This window comes from Anabaena sp. CA = ATCC 33047, assembly GCF_963870205.1.
Lineage (GTDB): Bacteria > Cyanobacteriota > Cyanobacteriia > Cyanobacteriales > Nostocaceae > Trichormus.
Genome location: NZ_CAWMSA010000001.1, coordinates 1 through 18,982 on the forward strand (window position 1 = coordinate 1; position 18,982 = coordinate 18,982).

At 39.6% G+C, this 18,982-nt stretch carries 13 protein-coding genes and 1 tRNA gene; 8 read left to right on the forward strand and 6 right to left on the reverse strand.

Annotated elements, in window-relative coordinates; all coding sequences use genetic code 11:
* Both AACS98_RS00005 and AACS98_RS00010 read right to left on the reverse strand, forming a co-directional pair.
* Positions 1 to 857 (reverse strand): hypothetical protein (locus AACS98_RS00005; protein ID WP_197480170.1); only part of this gene is annotated, 857 nt, incomplete at its 3' end.
* A 616-nt stretch (positions 858 to 1,473) separates the two neighbouring features.
* A tRNA-Thr gene (locus AACS98_RS00010) sits at positions 1,474 to 1,545 on the reverse strand.
* A gap of 331 nt (positions 1,546 to 1,876) precedes the next feature.
* On the opposite strand from AACS98_RS00010, the gene argF reads away from it, so the two are divergent.
* From argF to AACS98_RS00040, 6 genes are all read left to right on the forward strand, one after another.
* Entirely contained in the window at positions 1,877 to 2,797 is a 921-nt protein-coding gene (gene argF, locus AACS98_RS00015; RefSeq protein WP_066374755.1) for an ornithine carbamoyltransferase, read from the forward strand.
* Between the two features lie 145 nt (positions 2,798 to 2,942).
* Positions 2,943 to 3,548: a transcriptional repressor LexA gene (gene lexA / locus AACS98_RS00020; RefSeq protein ID WP_066374756.1), complete on the forward strand. Its 606-nt coding sequence runs from the start codon at positions 2,943 to 2,945 to the stop codon at positions 3,546 to 3,548.
* 152 nt (positions 3,549 to 3,700) lie between these two features.
* Entirely contained in the window at positions 3,701 to 5,179 is a 1,479-nt protein-coding gene (locus AACS98_RS00025; protein WP_066374757.1) for a DNA phosphorothioation system restriction enzyme, read from the forward strand.
* Positions 5,180 to 5,679: 500 nt separating this feature from the next.
* Positions 5,680 to 8,979: a PAS domain S-box protein gene (locus AACS98_RS00030; RefSeq protein WP_066374759.1), complete on the forward strand. Its 3,300-nt coding sequence runs from the start codon at positions 5,680 to 5,682 to the stop codon at positions 8,977 to 8,979.
* 351 nt (positions 8,980 to 9,330) lie between these two features.
* Positions 9,331 to 9,504, forward strand: a complete 174-nt coding sequence (locus AACS98_RS00035) for a hypothetical protein (protein ID WP_197480173.1) — start codon at positions 9,331 to 9,333, stop codon at positions 9,502 to 9,504.
* Positions 9,501 to 11,573, forward strand: a complete 2,073-nt coding sequence (locus tag AACS98_RS00040; RefSeq protein ID WP_066374760.1) for an AAA family ATPase — start codon at positions 9,501 to 9,503, stop codon at positions 11,571 to 11,573. The genes AACS98_RS00035 and AACS98_RS00040 overlap by 4 nt, the downstream gene beginning before the upstream one ends.
* A 260-nt stretch (positions 11,574 to 11,833) precedes the next feature.
* On the opposite strand, the gene AACS98_RS00045 is transcribed toward AACS98_RS00040, so the two are convergent.
* A complete protein-coding gene (locus tag AACS98_RS00045) occupies positions 11,834 to 11,983 on the reverse strand; it encodes a PsaJ protein (RefSeq protein WP_082803766.1) in 150 nt (49 codons plus the stop codon).
* A 584-nt stretch (positions 11,984 to 12,567) separates the two neighbouring features.
* Here AACS98_RS00045 and AACS98_RS00050 point away from each other — a divergent pair.
* Complete coding sequence (locus tag AACS98_RS00050; protein WP_066374762.1) at positions 12,568 to 13,041, forward strand: DNA phosphorothioation-associated protein 4; 474 nt, start codon at positions 12,568 to 12,570, stop codon at positions 13,039 to 13,041.
* A 37-nt stretch (positions 13,042 to 13,078) separates the two neighbouring features.
* Here AACS98_RS00050 and AACS98_RS00055 read toward each other — a convergent pair whose 3' ends face one another.
* Both AACS98_RS00055 and AACS98_RS00060 read right to left on the reverse strand, forming a co-directional pair.
* Positions 13,079 to 14,269 (reverse strand): DNA sulfur modification protein DndB, encoded by a 1,191-nt coding sequence (locus tag AACS98_RS00055; RefSeq protein WP_084386859.1) that lies wholly within the window; start codon positions 14,267 to 14,269, stop codon positions 13,079 to 13,081.
* Between the two features lie 105 nt (positions 14,270 to 14,374).
* A complete protein-coding gene (locus tag AACS98_RS00060) occupies positions 14,375 to 15,973 on the reverse strand; it encodes a DGQHR domain-containing protein (protein WP_066374765.1) in 1,599 nt (532 codons plus the stop codon).
* 184 nt (positions 15,974 to 16,157) lie between these two features.
* Between AACS98_RS00060 and dndC the strand changes: the two genes are divergently transcribed.
* On the forward strand, positions 16,158 to 17,765 hold the full coding sequence (dndC, locus tag AACS98_RS00065; protein ID WP_066374768.1) for a DNA phosphorothioation system sulfurtransferase DndC: 1,608 nt from the start codon (positions 16,158 to 16,160) through the stop codon (positions 17,763 to 17,765).
* A gap of 101 nt (positions 17,766 to 17,866) precedes the next feature.
* On the opposite strand, the gene AACS98_RS00070 is transcribed toward dndC, so the two are convergent.
* Positions 17,867 to 18,595: an FHA domain-containing protein gene (locus AACS98_RS00070; RefSeq protein WP_066374771.1), complete on the reverse strand. Its 729-nt coding sequence runs from the start codon at positions 18,593 to 18,595 to the stop codon at positions 17,867 to 17,869.
* Between the last annotated feature and the right edge of the window lie 387 nt (positions 18,596 to 18,982).

Genomic DNA, 18,982 nt, shown 5'->3' on the forward strand with positions numbered 1-18,982 from the left:
AAAGTACCAGCACTGATAGTCAAATTATTGACTTCGCTGGCAGTTGTGCCATTGAATGCTAGAGTACCACCACTGAGGGTGAGGGTATTGTTAACAGCCAGATTGTTAACTGTTAATGCCCCACCAGAAACAACCAAGGCTTCATCTGAAATTACATCATTCAGGGAAGTATTACCTGTGCGATGAGTGGTAGTAATATTGTGGCTGGCAAAGCTGATATTTACATCATCACCTGTTTGTGGAGGTTGATTGTCTGTCCAATTACTACTGACATCCCAAAATCCATCAACTGCTGTTTTCCAGGTTCTTGTTGCTTGGTACTCTACCTGAATAACCTCTTCATTAACTACGATTACCCCTGTATCATTTTCTGCTTTTAACTGTGCTAACCTCTCATCTGTTAAACTTTCCCCACGCACCAAATCAGCAAAAATCGCTCCCTCATCTCCAGCACTATCTTGTGCGTTGAGTAAGCTATCAATCTTGTGTCCGATTTCTTCTAACAGCAAGCCAACTAAAGACTCTATTTCCCCTTGTTTGACTACCTGGCTGAGATAATCCCTAGATATATAAATTTGGTTGGTAGACGCAGCAAAAGCCCCATTTGCCCCATTTAACTGGGATGAATTCAGGAGTTCAATTGTTGGCAACCAATCTCCATTCTGCCAAGCTGGCACTAAAGCTAAAGCCGCTTCCTGTGCAAAGGTATCTCCAAATGCCAAGCGCATATTTTCTAGGAACTTTGGACTGATGGCAAAATTCCTCAGATAAAGTTCCACCTGTTCTAATGCTAGTAATAGCGTTGGCTCAAAAGTTACGTCATCACCAGTTAAAGGATTATCTAAGGTAAATGTCATAAGGTTGCTGCTTTTTTTGGTGCAAATGGGGTGTTAATTAGGTCATAGTTAGGTGCAGACACACCGCACTGAGGCTATTGGCAAATAGCTATTTTTCAACATCAAACTGGAATTTGATATTGCAATTATTTAGCTACCGTACTGGCAAACTGAAGCGGTTCAGTGTCTAGCTAATTCCCAGTCGCCGAGGACAATACCGGTATATTTCAGCAAGTCTGCACTCAAAATACTGGGGTTGGGCTGTCGAAGCGCGATCGCTGTCAAAAGTTCTGGAATTTCACAATTCTGCTTCCTTTTATTTTCTTGTATTTATAAGCACATAAGTAAAAATAAGTATTCTATGTATACCTAGTGATATAAGAATACACATATTTAACAAGTTATATGAATAAAATTTTGATAAATTTTCTGTAAAAACAGTGAATATACTTAATTTTTAATTAAATTTTCCAAATTCAGGACTTTCAAGATATTGACATTTCTGTGGTTAGTATTATACCGTCCCAATATTCAGACTCCAAAACATTAGTTTCTCTTCCATTCGCAAATTGAGGAAGCACAGACGGCACAAACCGATAATTATCAGAGTCAAAAATCGACAAAAGGATGATTGAAAAGCCAGCAGTCGGATTTGAACCGACGACCTTCCGATTACAAGTCGGATGCACTACCACTGTGCTATGCTGGCAAATTAGGTGATGCGTTTGAATCATTCACCGATTTCTAATTATAGCACAACAAAATTATTTGTCTAGTCCTGATTTGATTTTTCTCTAGGGTTGATGGTTGACTGGAGTTTCTTCTCCCTCCACTTCCCCCACTTCCCCCACTCCCCAGCGTTGCCAAGATGTAGAAATTCTCAAAAATCAGTGATGGCAAAACCTCACAAACTTGATAAATTAATAGGCATAGCAAAATCAGCTAGAGCCTAGACTTGAAGAAAAAACATTGAGTACAGTTGCCAAACTGTATTTTTTTTTGACTAGCAGTATAGAATTGTTCTTTACAGATTCAAAAGCATGGCAACATTGTTTGGACGCGATTTGTTAAGTCTGGCGGACTTGAATCCTACAGAACTTCAAGAACTCCTACAATTAGCGACTCAATTGAAATCACAACAGTTGCAGTTACGGTGTAATAAGGTACTGGGTTTATTGTTTTCTAAAGCCTCGACTCGGACAAGAGTTAGTTTTACTGTGGCGATGTATCAACTGGGTGGACAAGTCATTGATCTTAACCCTAATGTGACACAGGTGAGTCGGGGTGAACCAGTACAGGATACAGCACGAGTTTTAGATCGTTATTTAGATATTCTGGCCATTCGCACTTTTGCACAACAGGAGTTGGAAACTTTTGCAGATTATGCCAAGATTCCTGTGATTAATGCGCTGACAGATTTAGAGCATCCCTGTCAGATATTAGCCGATTTGTTGACTGTACAGGAATGTTTCGGCACAATTTCGGGGCTGACTTTGACTTACGTTGGCGATGGTAATAATGTTGCTAATTCTTTAATGTTAGGTTGTGCTTTGGCAGGGATGAATGTGAGAATTGCCACTCCTAAAGGATATGAGCCAAATGCCAATATTGTAGAACAAGCACGGGCGATCGCATCTGACAAAACGGAAGTTTTACTAACTCATGATGCAGAATTAGCCGCTAAAGGTGCATCTGTACTATACACCGATGTCTGGGCAAGTATGGGGCAGGAAGCGGAAGCAGACGATCGCACTCCGATTTTTCAACCTTATCAAATTTCTCAACAGTTGCTCAGTCTTGCTGCTGATGATGCCATTGTTTTACATTGTTTACCTGCCCATCGTGGTGAAGAAATTACCGAAGAAGTAATTGAAGGTTCTCAATCACGAGTTTGGGATCAGGCAGAAAATCGATTACACGCTCAAAAAGCTTTGCTAGCTAGTATTTTAGGCGCAGAGTAATCAATCAATGGTCATAAAAATCAAGGCAAAAGAAAGATAAGTTCTGTTTCTTTTGCCTTTGATTTTTTGATTATTATCTTGTTATTCTCAAGTTTTTATAGTACCAATGTTCTAGGGACATTTATATTTACTTCCCTTTGATTTTATGGAAAGGCTAACACAAGCGCAACAAGAACTTTATGAATGGCTGGTAGAATATATCCGCATTAACCAGCATTCTCCTTCAATTCGGCAAATGATGCAAGCGATGAATTTAAAATCGCCGGCACCAATTCAAAGTCGTTTGGAACATTTACGCACCAAAGGCTATATTGAATGGACGGAAGGCAAGGCGCGAACTATTCGGATTCTGCACCCGATGAAGCAAGGTGTGCCAGTTTTGGGTACAATCGCGGCTGGTGGTTTAATCGAACCATTTACCGATGCTATAGACCATATCGACTTTAATAATTTTGATTTACCTGCCAAAACCTATGCGTTGCGGGTAACAGGCGACAGCATGATTGAAGATTTAATTAGTGACGGTGATTTGGTGTTTCTGCGTCCAGTTCCCGAACCTGATAATTTAAAAAATGGCACCATTGTCGCGGCGAGAGTTGACGGCTACGGTACTACTTTAAAACGTTTTTATCGCAGTGGCGATCGCGTCACCCTCAAACCCGCCAACCCCAAATACAACCCCATCGAAGTGTCTGCCATGCAGGTAGAAGTACAAGGTTCACTCGTAGGCGTTTGGCGTGGTTATGTGTAAATAGGGACTGGGGGCTGGAAGGGACTGGGGACTGGAAGGTAGACAAGGTAGACAAGGGAGAATATTTCCCAGTGCATCGATGCCCCATACCCCATCCCCATTCCCCAGTATTTCTTTCATTTTGAATTTTGAATTTTGAATTTTGAATTGCTATGTACCTGAAGCTAAAACCAGTGCAGCCAGTTTCCTCTTTCCGATTAAAGTTACCTGTTGTCGGAGAGAGTCAGGGTAGTTATCACACTCAGCCCCTACCAGGATGCCCTAGAATGCCGGCATCTCTGCAATTACGCCCCTATCAGCAACAAGCCGTGACTAACTGGTTTGCTAATAACGGCAGAGGTACCCTGAAAATGGCGACTGGTAGCGGTAAAACTATCACTGCACTGGCTATAGCTTGTGAACTCTACCAACAAATTAACTTACAAGTTTTGTTGGTAGTGTGTCCCTATCGTCATCTTGTCACCCAATGGGCGCGAGAATGTGAAAAGTTTAATTTACAACCAATTTTAGCTTTTGAAACTGTCCGCAATTGGCAAAGTCAACTGTCTACACAACTTTACAATCTGCGTTCTGGTTCTCAAAGTTTTGTCACAGTTATCACTACTAATTCTACCTTAATTGGGGAGGGGTTGCAATCACAAATCAAGTATTTTCCGGCTAAAACTTTAATTATTGGGGATGAAGCTCATAATTTAGGTGCGCCTAAGCTAGAGGAAAGTTTACCTCGCAGTGTGGGGTTGAGACTGGCTTTATCTGCCACACCCGAAAGATATTTTGATGATTTAGGAACACAATCTTTATTTGATTATTTTGGCCCGGTTTTACAACCAGAATTTACTTTACAGGATGCGATCGCTCAAAATGCTCTGGTGCATTATTTGTATTATCCTATACTTGTGGATTTGACGGAAGCGGAAAGTATAGCTTATTTAAAGTTAACTAAAAAAATCGGGCGATCGCTCTTATATCGCGAACGAGAAAACGGCAATTTCTCTAATTTAGAAGATAACGAAGATTTAAAGCCATTATTAATGCAAAGGGCGCGATTAATTGGCGCAGCAGCTAATAAATTAACAGCTTTGCGTCAATTAATGCAAACTCGTCGCCATACCACCCATACACTTTTTTATTGTAGTGATGGTTCGCCAGATACAGGACAACGTTCATCTCTCCGTCAACTCAAAGCCGTTGCCAAAATATTAGGTGTAGAATTAGGTTACAAGGTGAGTACATACACCGCCCACACTCCCTTACAAGAAAGAGAAACCTTACGTCATCAATTTGAAAATGGCGAATTACAGGGTTTAGTCGCTATTCGTTGTTTAGATGAAGGAGTGGATATTCCCGCAATTCAAACGGCGGTAATTTTGTCAAGTTCTGGAAACCCTCGCCAATTTATTCAGCGACGCGGCAGAGTTTTGCGTCCTCACCCCAATAAAGACAGGGCGACTATTTTTGATATGATTGTTTTACCACCAGATTTAGACCGGGAAACTCTAGAAGTAGAACGCAATCTGTTAAGAAAAGAGTTACGTCGGTTTGTCGAATTTGCTGATTTGGCTGATAATGCTGGGGAAGCCCGCATTAAGTTGCTGAATTTGCAAAAACGCTATGGTTTACTTGACATTTAATTAGTAGCTGCCATATTTATCAGTTACCAGCGAGTTAATTGTTAGCATAAGAAATATTTGTATAATCGATGTAGGGCATTTAGTGAGGATTTACGCAAGTGTCACCCTAAATATCTATATGCAGGGTGCGCCAGCCTACATAAATGCTGCAAATAAACTTAGGTTTGACATCTGACACAGCCTACCAATGTGTCAGTTGCAGAAGTTCTGTTAGTTAAAAACAAGTGAATAATTTAATCAAAAATTCATCTCAGATGGTTGCTTCATGAAGATGCTTTAAATTTACATGTAAAAACGTTAGATAAAGTTTAAACAAATTTCATTTGGTTCATACTCAGATAAACTCGCTAAAAGTACATCAACACAAATTTAAACAAAAGTTTGATTTAACTAAAAAGCTAAATTTTGCCATCTGGCTGGAGGATTCAAGATTTTTAACTGGGTTTTGTGCTGAACTTTTGAAATCATTTATTTATTGCTTTAACTGAACAGTTTAACTAATGCAATCACTTTATTCTGTGGATTTGCCTACATTAGAACAGGTACTGGAATGTAATCCTTTAACTGTCTTACCAGATACACTACTGATTGATGCGATCGCTCTGATGAATCAGGTAAACAGCAGTGCATCTGATTGCAGTGGTTGTGTTTTAGTAGTTGAGCAAAAGCAAGTCTTAGGTATATTTACTTTAAGGGATGTAGTCAGGCTAACGGCGGCAGGGGTTGATTTATCCAGGGTAAGAATTGCTGAAGTGATGGCACAGCCAGTTATTAGCCTGACTTTGGCTGAAGCAGAAAACGCCCTGCAAGCTTTATCTTTCATGCGTCAGCATCGCATTCGTCATGTACCGATAGTAGATGAACAAGGACAATTGCTCGGCTTGATTTGCCAAGACAGAATTCGTCAAGTTCTCCAACCAGCGCACCTGCTGAAACTGCGATGTGTGACAGAGGTGATGGAGACAGCAGTGGTTCATGCGCTACCAACGACATCTGTATTGGAATTATCGCATGAGATGAGCGATCGCCGCATCAGTTGTATTGTGATTGTCACCCCACAGGAAACAAAACTGATGCCAGTGGGGATGATAACTGAGAAAGATATTCTCAAAGTACAGTTACAGGGACTAGATATAGCCCAAACTCCAGCGCAAGCGGTGATGAGTACCCCTGTCTTAACTATCTCTCCCACCGCATCATTATGGACTGTTCACCAGTTGATGCAAGCACGAAAAATCAGGCGGTTAGCCGTAGTCGGAGAACAAGGTGAATTGCAAGGAGTGCTAACACAAACCAACCTTCTACAAGTGCTTGATCCTGTAGAAATCGTCAGCGTTATCCAAGCCTTACAAGCCAAAGTTTCACAGCAAACCATTCAACTAGAACAGGAAATTACACAACGCCGTCAGGTAGAAAAATTACTACGCCAAACTCAACGAAAGCTAGAATTAAGGGTGGCGGAGCGTACAGCCGAACTCATGCAACTAAATCTCAGTTTGCAACAGGAAATCGAGGAGCGCAAACAAGCAGAAACATCTTGTCGCGAAAGCGAACAATGGCTACAACTCGCGCTGTGGGCTGGTAACGCCGGTACTTGGGACTGGAATCTGCAAACAAATGAGATTATTTGGTCTGAAAGTTTGTTTGCTTTATTTGGTATAAATAGTGGTACATTTGACGGCAAGTTGGAATCATTTTTTCATTTCGTCCATCCAGAAGACCGTGAATTAGTCGAAAATGCGATTCAGCAAGCGATTAATGCACAAGTACCTGAATATAGAGTTGAGTTTCGAGTAGTCAAACCTGATGGTACAATTCGCTGGGCGGGAGCCAATGGTAAAGTCTTATATAATAATATTGGTCAACCCCTGCGAATGATGGGGGTAGATATTGACATCACCACTCGCAAACAAACAGAAGCAGCACTGACAGCCAGCGAACAACGGCTACAGGCAATTATAGATAATTCTCCGGCTGTCATCTATGTTAAAGATATCCACGGGCGGCACCTTCTGGTAAACTCTGCATTTGAAAACACCCTGTACGTAACCAGAGAGCAAGTCAAACATAAAACTAACTTTGAAGTATTCCCTCCTGACATTGCTCAAGCCTTAACCAGAAATGATCAAAATGTCCTGACTTCTAGAACACCTTTGCAGTTTGAGGAAGTGATTGAACTTGATGATGGGTTACATACTTATTTAACCGTGAAGTTTCCCCTGTTGGATGTAGCCGGAAACCCTTACGCTGTCTGTGGCATATCTACAGACATTACTGAACGCAAACAAGCACAACAAAGAATTCAACAACAAGCAGCTTTAATTGATGTGGCTACTGATGCCATTTTTGTCCGCGATTTAGACAATCATATCTTATTCTGGAATCGAGGGGCAGAAACATTATATGGTTGGACAGTAGAAGAAAGCTTGGGTAAAAAAGCTGATCAACTGTTTGACAAAGAATCCTCGTTTCAACTGCAAGCAGGTTTAAAAGCCACCATCGCACAGGGTTCTTGGCAAGGGGAGTTAGAGCAAATCACCAAAACTGGTAGAGAAATTATCGTTGCTAGTCGCTGGACATTAGTACGTGATACATCTGGAAAACCTCAATCTATCCTCGTAGTCAACACCGACATCACCGAAAAAAAACAACTAGAACAACAATTTTACCGCGCTCAACGCCTAGAGAGTATAGGAACTCTAGCTAGTGGGATTGCTCACGACCTTAACAATGTCTTTGCTCCCATTACCATGATTGCTCAATTGTTGCCTTTAAGATGTAAAAATGTGGATGCGCGGACTCAAGAACTGTTTAAAACATTAGAAAATAGTTCTAAACGAGGAGCAAACTTAGTTAAACAAATTCTCACCTTTGCCCGTGGTACAGAAGGTAAACGCATCCTTTTGCAACCTGGACATTTGCTCAAAGAATTAGTCAAAGTTATCCAGCAGACTTTTCCTAAATCGATTGAAATTATGACTGATATTCCTACCAGTACACTATGGATGGTAGAAGCTGATCCCACTCAATTAGAACAAGTGTTGATGAATTTGGCAGTTAATGCCCGTGATGCGATGCCCAATGGTGGTATACTCAGAATTACTGCCGAAAATCGCGTCATTGACCAAACTTATGCCCGAATGCGCCTAGAAGCGCAACCAGGCAGTTACATTGTTGTTACCATTGCCGATACCGGAACGGGAATTGCTCCAGAATTTTTAGAGCGCATATTTGATCCGTTTTTTACCACAAAAGAAGTTGGCAAAGGTACAGGGTTAGGTTTGTCAACGGTTTTAGGTATCGTGAAAAATCATGGCGGTTTTGTGGAGGTATCCAGTCAAGTAGGCGAAGGGACTACATTTGAGATATTTCTCCCCATAGCCACAGGAACAGCAACCGAGTCAACCATAAATACAGCTTTGCCAAGAGGTAACGGTGAGTTAATTTTGATTGTTGATGATGAAGAGATAGTTAAACAAACCACACAGGAAACCCTTGCAGATTATAACTATCAAACTATTCTAGCTGAAGATGGTATTGAGGCGATCGCTCTCTATGTGGAATATCAGCCAGAAATTAGTGCTGTCTTGCTCGATATGCTCATGCCCAACATGGATGGCTTAACCACTATCCGCACCCTGCGAACTATCAACCCCAACGTCAAGATTATCGCCACCAGTGGTTTACCCACTAACGAGCAGAAAGCAATTGCGGCAGGTGCTGCCACTTTTCTCTCTAAACCCTACACCGCTCAAGATTTACTGCATACTTTATCGGATGTGATTGGGAGTGAGGACTAGGGAGTGGGGACTAGGGACTGGGAACTCAACAACTGTGGAACAATTTTTGTAAAGTTTTTTAAAGTAGTTGTGGTTGATGGTGCGTTGTGTGAGAAGATAAGAATGTCTTTATTATAATGGGGTGTAACTTGCGTTAAAAATTTTGCTTACATTCGATTATAATAGAATCACTCTGGAATTTTTATCATATCAGAAATCAGAACCAAAATAAACCAGATTTTTGCAAAAAAAACTGAAAAATTTGACGCACATTTGAGGGAGTTAGCAAATAGCGGCATCGTGAATTCACGGATTTAACAGCAGAGGTTAAGGCAGTTAAAATAAAAATAAACGCTATTAAAAACCCACAAGATGTTGCCAGAGCAAAATATTGACGATGTGCAAGAGCCAATTGTGAATGCTCCGCCGGAGGTGCGGCAAATTATTGAGCGAGTATGGCACTTAGAAAAAAGCCGACTAGATAGAAAAAGTAATAGCCCCATCAATGAAGATATTTTGAAGATTGTGAAGGAAGCGGTGCAATGAAGCTAACTTCAATAAAGCTGTGTAACTTTCGCTCTTTTTATGGCAAGACACCAGAAATCATCATTTCTGGGGGAGATGTTCTCAACACCACAGTAATTTACGGCAATAATGGCGCAGGTAAAACCAGTTTACTAAATGCGTTTACGTGGGTATTATATGAGAAGTTTAGTGCAGCCTTTGCATCCACAGAACAGTTAGTTAATAAACGAGCGATCGCCGAAGCCAAACCCAGTCAATCAGTAGAATGTTGGGTAGAAATCAACTGGGAACACGAAGGTAAACGCTACAACGTCAAACGCCAATGTCGGGTGTATAAAAACAAAACTGATTTTGCCGTCACCAAAACAGAATTACTCATGCAAATAGCTGGGGATGATGGCAGATGGTTATACCCCAATCAGCAACCAGAAGAAATTATCGGACAGATTTTACCAGTCAGTTTACATCAATATTTCTTCTTTGACGGTGAGCGCATCGAAGAAATAGTCCGTTCTGATAAAAAAGCCGAAATTGCAGAAGCCATCAAGATTTTCTTAGGCGTAGAAGTCATTAACCGTTCTATCAGACACCTGGGAGAAGCCAAAAAAAGTTTAGATAACGAACTAAAAGCCATTGGCGACTCAGAAATTAAACAATTATTGCGTGAACAAGAAAAAATTCAACAAGAAATTGAACGCATCAACAGCCGACAAACAGAAATTATCCAAGAATTAGAACATCAACAAACCTTAAAAAAAGAAACAGGTAATCGTTTACATGAACTGAGTGCAGCTAAAGAACTGCAAGAAAGACGACAAGAATTAGAAACACAGAAAAAATCACACCAAGACAACCTCAGACAAACAAGAGAAGCACTCAAAAAAATTATTTCCGCCAGAGGTTACACCGTTTTACTCCCAGACACCACAGCCAAATTCCGGACAATTATCCACGAATTAAAACAGCGAGGTGAACTAACATCAGGAATTTCGCGGGAATTTGTCCATGAATTACTCAATTCTCAACGCTGTATCTGTGGTGCAGAATTACATAATGGTAGTCATGCTCATATCAATGTCAGCAAGTGGTTAGAAAAAGCTGGTTCTTCATCAGTAGAAGAAACAGCAATTCGCATGAGCGCGCAAGTAGACGAAATCGACAAACAAGCCACAGCTTTTTGGGAAGAAGTAGACAGAGAACAAGCAAGAATTAATGATTTACGCCAAAACATTTCCCAAATTGAACTCGAATTACATAATATTCAAGAACGTTTACGAAAAGATGCCAATGAAGAAATTAGCAGTTTACAAAAACGGTTAGATGAAATAGAAAATAAAATTGACGAATTAAACCGCGAGCAAGGAGCAAATCAACAGCAACTCTCCCATCTGCAAACAGAAATTGATGCTTTAATCAAACAAATCGCCAAACAGAAACTTAACGAAGAAAAGCAATTATTAGCACAACGGCGGATGAATGCCACACAAGATGCAATTGAAAGATTAACCGAAGTCAGAAACCGTCAAGAAAAGCAATTTCGGTTGCAACTAGAAAAGCGATTACAAGAGATTTTTACAGCAATTTCGTTCACACCTTATCAACCCAAAATTAGCGATAAGTATGAATTAACGTTAGTTGAAAATACATCAGGATTAGAAGCACCAGTTGCAGCATCTACCGGAGAAAATCAAATTCTCAGTTTATCATTTATCGCCAGCATCATTGATAAAGTGCGCGAGTGGAGTGAAAGGCGGAAAATTTTAACCGTTCCCGATAGTAGTACCTTTCCCATTGTCATGGATTCACCCTTTGGCAGTTTAGATGAAACTCATCGTCGGCGCATCGCTCAAACTTTACCTAAATTAGCGAATCAGTTAATTGTGTTAGTAACTAAAACTCAGTGGCGCGGTGAAGTTGAGGCAGAAATGTTAGACAGAATTGGCAGGGAATATGTATTGACTTATTATTCTTCTAAACCTGATTGTGAACAAGATTATATTGAGTTAGCAGGGAAAAGATATCCTTTGGTAAAACAAAGTCCGAATGAGTTTGAATACACAGAAATTGTGGCAGTGGAAAGGGATTGGTAAAAGTAATTAATTTCGCGCAAACACGCAGTTTGTAGGGTGGGCATTGCTTAATAGTAGCTCAGACACTTATTTTAAAGTTGCCAGCAATGCCCACCTGAAGCTGATTGAGTTTGTAGGGTGGGCATTGCTTAATAGTAGCTCAGACACTTATTTTGAAGTTGCCAGCAATGCCCACCTGAAGCTGATTGAGTTTGTAATTTTGAATTCTCCGCCGGTTTTGCCTCATCCAGTCACAACTAGCTAAATTAAATTTTCATATTTTAGGGCATAGGATGGAACAGAAGATCAGGGAAAATAAAATTAAAAATTGCCCAGATAGAAAATGCAATTGAGATGGTAATCACCGCTAGAACTGGCGCAAGGGAAAGATATTTCCGAAAATAATCTTTTTGACTGCTTTGTTTTTGCATATAACACTCTCTCAAACAAGTGAATAAGTTAATTTAAACCAAAGTGAAGCCAGGGAGAGTTGTCTAAATGGTCTATGCAATTTGATGGCAGAATATTTGGGAACACCAAAAAATAAACTATCTGATATCTTGCACCATTCTCAATAACCGTAGTATTTTCAGCAGTGCATCGCCTGACTTTAATTGCAATAAAGCAACTGGTGCAAGATGTAAACTATCCAAATCGACTGTTAGTAGGGTGCGTCAGGATGAATATTGTCTTGGTATCGCTAGGGTTTCTCATACTGACGCACCCTACATTTTGGACATTTTTCATCTGGAAGTCCCTTTGTGTCTGCACTTGCTCAAACCAAGCATCCAAGGTCAAAGTTAACTGTACTTAACAAATTAATTCCTATGACTTGATTCAGCTTCTAACCACAGGTAGGATTTCAACTAACTTTTAATCTTCAATATGGATGAGGACTTATGCACTTACAGGATTTACTCATGTAGGCGATACCTACGGTAAGCGATGCTAAAGCTTTTTCACTTAGTATAAAATGTTAAGCTAAATATTGGCGATTATTATAGACTTCAGTATCATGGTAGAAACGGGTAGAATCAGGGTTGCTAAGGATAAAGCAGATTTAGTTAAAGCTTTAACCTCTTCAGATGGTGGTACAGGCCCTTTTCAAACTTTTGCTGATGTGATTGTGTTTGCTGCGGCGTTGGGTGCAAAGCATCAAAAGCGCGTACCTTTAGGCGAAATTTCTAAACGAGAACCATCACCCATCAGGATAGAACACTTCGCTTCTGTGGGCAATGATGTAGTGATTATATTACTGGGAATGGTTGAAACTCAGGATATCAACATCTTATCCACTTATGATGCAGCAAATGAAACTCAACGTCATCACATTTTTGAAGAATATGCTAACGGTGGATTAGAAATTCTTCAAACTGAGTTGCGCGGAGCCGTTGATTATTCAGAAAGAATTCTCTTATTTCTCAGTTATGAACGCACTCAAAAAGATGAACCAGCAGAGGAATTTGATTTGAGTAAATTCCTCTTGTAATTAAATTAAATGGTGGGGAAAATTCATAATTAATTGCTTACATCCATCCCAGCTTAATTTTTATAGTTTTGACTGCATCAATTACAGCATTTGCAGAAGCAGATATTTTGTAAGGCTTCTCTGGATTTTTGGGGTTTTTGTCTATCCTAACTATATTATCTTTCCAAACAGGGTTTTCTCTTGACCAATCTAGTTGTGAGAGTTGCAAGACTTTTGCTTCATTAAAATCGTTATCTGCTTGCGAATAAGCGTCATGTAATAAACGTCCTAAAACTTCCAAACCAACGCTGACACCTAAAAGACAATCTTCTTTAAATGCAGCAACGTCATCTTCCGTTAATTCTTCAACATTTGTATCAAAAATATACTCTGTATTGCCGCATTGTACAAAAAATTTATTCAAACAAATCACTAAAGCATCAGAGGCTTGATAGACATCATAATCTTGTAGTTGGTGATTTGGATCATTTGCAAAGACACAACTAACAAACCTAGCTATATAGTTAATAGTATAAATTAATCTTTGTTTAGTAGAGGGTGTAGATTTAATTTTTTCTGTTTTCCCGTGAAACATTGGCACTCTTTGGATTAATTCTTTACTAATGCCAACTCGTCCAGAAAATTCACCAAATGATAATAACAATGATTTATCTAATTGTCTAGTTTGTGCCATGTCCCTAAAATCTGTCTGACATTGGCGAAAATCTCCTTCTAACACCAGTGTAATGGGAAAATCATCATCACTAATTAAGTGACTATCAGCACTTTCAATTAAGTCATGAATGGCGCGTTTACGATGTTGTCCGTCAGTGATATCTAATTTAACTCCACGACGGATAACAACTAAACAAATACCTCTACCTAATTCAAGAATTGTGATATCTTTTGGATCTACATTTGCAGTCAGCGTTCCAACAATCCAAGGTTTTCCCTTTCTGGCTCGTTCCACAATATAGTTTTTAATTTCTTCTGCATGACCTTTTACCTCTGGGCGATTTTTTCCAGAATCGGGGTCATTATTATCAGATGGTTTTGCTTGCAGAAGTCCAGAAAAATCACTGGCAGGTACATTGATTTGTAGCATAGTACGCTTACCCTGCCTAAAAATTAGCCCAGGATAGCATCGCTCACGATGATATTGAAAAAAAAACGGTTCAATAAAAGCTCTAAACTCAGCTTTAACTTCTGGCGAAATGTTATCAGCACTATCCTGGTTAATTTCAAGCATAGAAATAATTGTCTAATTTCAGTCAAGCAGTTAACATTCTATGCTGTTGTTAACTTGCTTGTAATCAGTGAAAACACTACAAAATTTACTTATTCATTTTTTAACTTATAAAAGCGGTGGAAGTCCTACTTCTTTGGGTTCTACAAACTCACCAAAAAAATTAATTGTTTTATCTTCTACAGTCCTACCATTAGCCAAAGCTTTACGAAGTTCAGCCCGTTCCATTGCATCATCTATTCCACCCAGAATATAAATTAATAACTTTGCAGCTAACTCTTTACCTGAAACCTGCACTCGTTTTTTATTCGGGTCATATAATACACCATACCAAAGAGACTGGGGATACTCCATACCACTAAAGCCCCCTTGTTGGTCAAATTTCCGCAACTTCTTAAAAATGCTGCTCAGAGTCAACCCCTTTCTAAATACTAAAAATCCTAAAGCTTGCGCTAAAGCAACTTGTGCCACAGGACGGAAAAGTATATTAGCTTCACCGCCACCTTTTTCAAAGCTAAATCTTCTTAAAACAGGTGTATCTTCATGTTCCAAAATTTTATAACTAGGTAAGTTAGCCAAATTATCAAAAAGTTTGCTGAATTCTGCAATTCCCTGCTCAATTTCCTCATTCTCTGGACGCATGGGAATTAAGCCTTTCTCAAAAGGTTTCCAATGGGGAAACTTGTGAACCAAATATCTTTCTGACATATCTTGCAAAGCTTGTAGCGTCGTCAAAACAGTCGCATTCGTTGCCACTGTGGCACTATTCCAATTCACGCGAGGTTTACGATTTGGTCGTTGTTCCAAGAGTGGATGAGTTACCGCAATTTTTCGCGCTACAATTGCAAAACCATCATCTTCATTTAACTGTGCTAACTGACCTTTAGTTAAGGGTGCAGCCATTAAGTTAACATGAACAAAAACTGATCTGACTCTGCGTCTGGCTTCGCTGCGAGTCTCTCCAGAATTCACCGCACAAATAAATTCAATTCCAATTTTTTCCTTGGGTAAACTTTGTAAGTAAGCAGGGTCTACTTGATATTTGTCTATCAAATCTGATACTGTGATAAAATTATCATCAGCTGTTTTATCTTTTTTATATCGTTGGAGTTTGCCAGTTTTGATTAACTCCATCAACCCCTGTACTCCCATGAGTCGGTGTTGACCATCTAGCGCGTAAATGGTGACATTCTCCTGAGAAACATTGAGTAATCCGACCTGACCATCTTTATCTAATGGTGTGAAATCAGTTGTAGACTTTCTGGCGCGTCCCTCTCCATCCCACTCAGTCGCTTTCAGGTCATCCACCCAAGGCTGATTAATTACTACTAAGACTGGGGGAAATTTATGATTTTTTCTGGCAGCCAAATACTGAACTAGGGGTGCTTGACGCGACCAGTCTAGGGGACGCTGTTGAATTTCATCGATACTATCCGCGTCAATTTCAATATTATCCGTATCTGGATTGTATTTTTTTTGCAGTAAGGGTAAACCAGAAGCGAAGTGAACCCTACCCGCAAACCATTCTAAAGTCACAGAACCCACATAAGCCTCTGTTCCGCCCATTTCGGTCTTTTGAACCAAAATATGGTCGTTTTTGGCTAAAAAGTTGCTTAAAAGTAATGATAAGACTTGTTTTTCCTTGTTTTCTCGTTCTAGATACTCGCTGGTAATTTCGGCCGTGGGATGAGATGCACTGTCGTTCATGTTAATTTTTAAAAACAATGTAAGGTAGTGTAGTTAGATTATCCAAAAAATTAGATACTAATAAAGCAATTTTTAAAAACCTATTAGCCACCAGGACAGTTGAATTGCCTAGGTTTAGCCGCTAATGATTTTGAGTGGAAGATCAAAAATTAAGTAACGCCGATGTGTCCAGAGGTAGGGAGAAATGAGTACAGCACAGCAGCCAGAAAAAAAAGGTCAGCAGAAACGTACTGTAGCAGAGTTAGTGGAAGATATCCAAGCTTTGACCACTGAAATTCAAGAATTGTATTGTTTAGATGCGATACCTTGGATCATAGGTGTATCTTGGGGCAAAGACTCCAGTACAGTGTTGCAACTGGTGTGGAATGCGATCGCTGCTCTGCCTCTAGAAAAACGTACTAAAACAATCTATGTCATCACGACAGACACTCAGGTAGAGAATCCTGTGGTTGCCGGCTGGGTTCGTCAATCCATAAAGGAACTGAAATCGGCTGCACAACAACAAAAGATGCCGATTGAACCACATTTACTCAAACCAGTAGTTGCAGATACATTTTGGGTAAATCTGATTGGCAAAGGGTATCCAGCACCTCGTAACCAATTTCGTTGGTGTACACCTCGGTTGAAAATTAACCCTGCAAATCAATTTATCCGTGAAATCGTTAGAGCTAACGGTGAAACAATTCTGGTATTAGGTACTCGCAAAGCCGAAAGTGCCAAACGTGCCGCCACCATGAAGAAGCATCAGGCGGGCAGAGTACGAGAACGGCTCAGTCCTAATGCTAGTCTACCTAATTCCCTAATCTATACTCCTATTGAGGATTGGAGTAATAACGATGTCTGGATATATCTTAATCAGTGGGACAATCCTTGGGGAAGCAGCAATAAAGAATTATTCAGTCTATATCGAGGTGCAACAGCAGATAATGAATGTCCCTTAGTGGTTGATACTTCTACGCCTAGTTGTGGTGATTCCCGGTTTGGTTGCTGGGTTTGTACAATGGTGAGTCAGGATAAATCTATGCAGGCTATGATCCAAAATGATGAAGAAAAAGAATGGATGCAGCCTCTATTAGATATCCGTAATGAGTTAGATATTAGGGATGATCGGGAAAGAAGAGATTTTAGAAGAATTTGGGGAGAAGTTCAACTTTTTGAGCGTAATAAAGATGGCAATATTTCTGTTGAACCAATACCCGGCCCCTATACAAAATACTGGCGCGAATATTGGCTGAGACGCTTGTTAGAAGCAGAAAAACAAATTCGCAGTACAGCACCAGAAAATATGCGCGATATCACCCTGATTTCTATCGAAGAAATGAGTGAAATTCGCCGGATATGGCTAGAAGAAAAACACGAATTTGACGATAGCTTACCCAGAATTTATCAAGAAGTGACTGGTGAAAAATTCCAAGATCCACGCCCTGGTGCTGACCAAAATCTCTTAGGTAGGGATGAGTGGGCTGTATTAGAAGAAATCTGTGCAGGTGATGCTATGCACTTGGAACTGATGGCAAAATTGTTAAGCACAGAATACCAATTTCGCAAGAAATCAAAGCGTATAGGTATTTACGATAGCCTAGAAAAATGTTTTGATACCAGTTCCCGTTCTCCTGAAGAAGCTATTAAAAATGCTCGTTTAAAACGGGATTTAAGAGAAGCAGCTAGTCAAGGTGATATTGCCAAAATTAGGGAAAAAGTTAAGCAGTTGAGTTTGGGGGATGCTGTGGATGAAGGCGAAGCGGAAAGTGAACAGCCGGTAACTTGGGCAAGTCTAAAATTCAAAAAATAGGCGTAAATAATGAAGGGTTTGTAGTAAGGACTTTAGTCCTAATAAAAGGGCTAGAATCACTTACTACGAACTGTCAGCAATCAGGATTTTCAAACATCTTCTTAGCCGTTATTGGTTGATGAGAAAAATCTCTCTAAAATTTCTGACTTTTTTTGTTGAATAACGTTATGTTTTCCAGATTCCCCCCTGCCCACGCTAATATAATCTAGCTCAATTTGTACAGTGTCTTCAGTCTTTTCACATTTACATTCCTGGGAAACAGAAATATGATTTAATGCAGTTGTTGGCTGATTGGCTACTGGGGGTAATATTTGTGTGAGTAAGTTGGTGGATAATTCTGGTAAAACGCGGCGTTTTTGATTTAAAAAAAAGTCAAAGGTTAAGCTAGCTAAACGAATGCGATCGCCATCTTTAAGTTTAACTGGCTGATATACAGGTTCACCATTGACAAATGAACCATTTGTACTGTTAAAATCAACTAAATAAAAGCCTTGATTTTCTACATACTGAATGGCAGCGTGACAACGGGATAAATGCGGCTCTTGAGTACAAATACCATTGCTGCGATCGCGCCCTATTGTCCAAAGATGCTGCGCCTGTTGTAAAGTTTGTGTCTGATGCTCACACAGGTTAGTAATCACATAAACAGATGAATCATCGACTACACCCTGCACATACAGTGGCTTGACACCATTCACAGATGACTGAGACAAATTTTCTAGCTGAAGAATTTCATCTAAAAGATTGCCATGTCGTTCATACAAAGACAGAAATACCTGATACAAACTTAATCGTCTTTCTAGTTCTTGATTATGTAATTTCGTCATCATAACTTATATCTCTTATATGGTGAAATCGAGACATATTAGTTGCTGATGTTGGTCAAGAATATTGCACTACAAACCAGCATCAGGAAAAACTATTTGATCTGTTGACAACCACGGAATTTTAGCAGTTATCAAGGATTTGTCAATTTGTCCAACTTGAGACTAAGTTTTTCTCCAATAGTCTGTACAGCTAGAAATATCAAAAAGCATTTTTTAACAAAAATTGTGATTATTTTCTCTACATTTTAAAGGTAGATAATCTAATTTTAACAGATATTTTTTCTTAAGAAAAGTAAATTTTAACTGAATAAACTATTAATTTTTCTCATAATTCCAACAGATTAATGCCACAAAACTTTTTTATGTTTCTCGGAAGTTTGGTTGGCTGCA

Bases quoted from the DNA above. Each gene is read 5' to 3' on its own strand.
- AACS98_RS00050 (WP_066374762.1), top strand. From the start codon at position 12,568: ATGGTAGAAACGGGTAGAATCAGGGTTGCTAAGGATAAAGCAGATTTA.
- AACS98_RS00045 (WP_082803766.1), bottom strand. From the start codon at position 11,983: ATGCAAAAACAAAGCAGTCAAAAAGATTATTTTCGGAAATATCTTTCC.
- AACS98_RS00070 (WP_066374771.1), bottom strand. From the start codon at position 18,595: ATGATGACGAAATTACATAATCAAGAACTAGAAAGACGATTAAGTTTG.
- AACS98_RS00035 (WP_197480173.1), top strand. From the start codon at position 9,331: ATGTTGCCAGAGCAAAATATTGACGATGTGCAAGAGCCAATTGTGAAT.
- lexA (WP_066374756.1), top strand. From the start codon at position 2,943: ATGGAAAGGCTAACACAAGCGCAACAAGAACTTTATGAATGGCTGGTA.
- argF (WP_066374755.1), top strand. From the start codon at position 1,877: ATGGCAACATTGTTTGGACGCGATTTGTTAAGTCTGGCGGACTTGAAT.
- AACS98_RS00060 (WP_066374765.1), bottom strand. From the start codon at position 15,973: ATGAACGACAGTGCATCTCATCCCACGGCCGAAATTACCAGCGAGTAT.
- dndC (WP_066374768.1), top strand. From the start codon at position 16,158: ATGAGTACAGCACAGCAGCCAGAAAAAAAAGGTCAGCAGAAACGTACT.
- AACS98_RS00030 (WP_066374759.1), top strand. From the start codon at position 5,680: ATGCAATCACTTTATTCTGTGGATTTGCCTACATTAGAACAGGTACTG.
- AACS98_RS00040 (WP_066374760.1), top strand. From the start codon at position 9,501: ATGAAGCTAACTTCAATAAAGCTGTGTAACTTTCGCTCTTTTTATGGC.
- AACS98_RS00025 (WP_066374757.1), top strand. From the start codon at position 3,701: ATGTACCTGAAGCTAAAACCAGTGCAGCCAGTTTCCTCTTTCCGATTA.
- AACS98_RS00055 (WP_084386859.1), bottom strand. From the start codon at position 14,269: ATGCTTGAAATTAACCAGGATAGTGCTGATAACATTTCGCCAGAAGTT.